This window comes from Caulobacter sp. P1_B12_2, assembly GCF_056406675.1.
The window spans coordinates 1-2,146 of the sequence record NZ_JBFTZS010000608.1 but is presented as its reverse complement, the minus strand read 5'-3'; the positions used below and the strand labels follow the sequence as shown (position 1 = coordinate 2,146).

Sequence of the window (2,146 nt, the reverse complement as noted above, 5' to 3'; positions counted from 1 at the left end):
GGCCAGCGACCGATGCGGCGGCGGGGGGCGATCGAGCGGGACTGGGCTGGAGGGGGTTACTTCAGCGTGTCCGGGGACTCCCATCGTTGGGGAGCCCGCCCGCCGTCGGCGTCGAACGGGGACAAAGCGCGTGTATTGCCCATTGGCCCGCGCCCCCGGCGGCTGGGACTTGCTGGAAACGGCGGGTCCCGGGTCCGGCTAAGCCTCAACAGGGCTGCCYACCGGAMGCTGGCGGATAACGATGGCGCGGAGCGRTCGGCTTCGTCGAAACGGTACACATTWGAAAACACTCCGGACGTCGTCCGGCGCTCCGCGACCCTTTCCAATCAGCTCAGCGGGTTTCCGCGTGAGAGCGAGAGGCCGTGCCCGCCAAGACTTGCCCCCACCTGACCGCTTCGCGGTCTGTCCGCCCCCATAGGGGGCGGAGGCGCTCGGCGCATAAAGCGTCTCGCTGTGCGGGATTGCCCCATCGACAGCCGGCCTCGCCTGGGCATGATGGCGCCAAGACGAACGAGCCCGAGCAAAGGAGCGCGATGGCCGAGCGATCGCCGACCGAGCTTGAGCACGCCCCCGCGGCCGTCTCGCCCAGCGTCACCACCGCGCTGAAGCACGCGCCGATGGGCATCGCCATCTTCGACGACCAGATGCGCTACCTGGCCGCCTCGAGCCAGTACCTGACYGACCAGGGCATGCCGGCCGACACCCCGCTGCTGGGCCGCCGCCATTACGAGGTCTTTCCCGAGATCCCGCAGTTCTGGCGAGACAAGCACGCCCAGGTGCTGGCCGACGGTGTCGAGCTGCGCGACGACGAGGGCGAGCGCTATGTCGACCGCAACGGCGACGTCCACTGGGTGCGCTGGTCGATGGCCCCCTGGCGCACCGACGACGGCCGGGTGGGCGGGCTGGTGCTGTACACCGAGATGGTCACCAAGGCGGTCGAGGCCCGGCACCGGCTGCAGGCCGCCGAGGCCCGCTATCGCGCGGTGTTCGACCAGGCGGCGATGGGCGTGGCCCGGGTCGACGCCCGGGGCCGGTTCCTGGAGGTCAACGACCGCTTCTGCGCCATCACCCGCCGCGACCGCGAGGTGCTGCTGGCCGCCACCTTCATGGACATCGTGCGCGGCGAGGACGACCTGGCCGCCGTGGTCAACCAGGGCCAGGCCCTGTTCGCGGGCGACATCGACACCTACACGGTCGAGCGGCGGATCGACGGCCGCGACGGCCCGGTCTGGGTCCACGTCACCGCCTCGCGGGTCGATCCCGGCGACGGGCCGCCGTACCTGGTGGTGATCATCTCCAACATCACCGCCCGCAAGCAGGCCGAGGCCGAGCAGCAGCATTATCAGGGCCAGCTGCGGCTGCTGATCAACGAGCTGAACCACCGGGTGAAGAACACCCTGGCCACCGTCCAGTCGATGGCCAGCCAGACCCTGAAGACCGAGCCCGACCCGATCACCGCCTTCGAGAAGTTCGAGTCCCGGCTGATGGGCCTGTCGCAGGTGCATGACGTGCTGACCCGCGAGAGCTGGCACGGGGCGGGCTTGCGCGACGTGGCCGAGCGGGCCCTGGCGCCGTTCACGCCGCCCCGCCAAGACGGAGAGGAGGGCTGCGACCGCCTGAAGATCGACGGCCCGCCGGTCTGGCTGGCCCCGGGCGGGGCCCTGACCATGGCGCTGATCTTCCACGAGCTGGCGACCAACGCCTTGAAATACGGCGCGCTGTCAGGCGAAGGCGGGGCGAACGGCGGGGGCAAGGTGCTGCTGGCCTGGACCTATGACGCGGCGTCCCGCGACCTGGCCCTGACCTGGACCGAGACCGGCGGGCCGGCGGTCGTTCCGCCCAGCCGCAGGGGCTTCGGCTCGCGCCTGATCGAACGCAGCCTGCGGGGCGAGCTGAAGGGGGCGGCGACCATGGACTATCGGCCGGAGGGGCTGGTCTGCACGATGCGGGCGACGCTGTCGGAGGCGGTGGAGGGGCCCGGGCCTTTGGGCGCTTAGGCGGCTAATGCTTGCCCCCTACGGATCGCTTCGCGATCGTCTTCCCCACAGGGGGAAGAGGGGCGCCCTCCGCCCCCTCGCCGCTGACAGACCGCGAAGCGGTCAGGTGGGGGCAAGTGGGTGAGCCACCGACCCTTGCACCCGCGACC

Annotated in this window: 1 protein-coding gene; it reads left to right on the top strand. The window is 70.9% G+C overall.

Going from position 1 to position 2,146, the window contains the following annotated elements:
• Nucleotides 1–533: 533 nt before the first annotated feature.
• Nucleotides 534–1,997, top strand: coding sequence for a sensor histidine kinase (locus AC1DZ6_RS23955; RefSeq protein WP_477099605.1), 1,464 nt, complete (start codon nt 534–536; stop codon nt 1,995–1,997).
• The last annotated feature ends 149 nt before the right edge of the window (nt 1,998–2,146 follow it).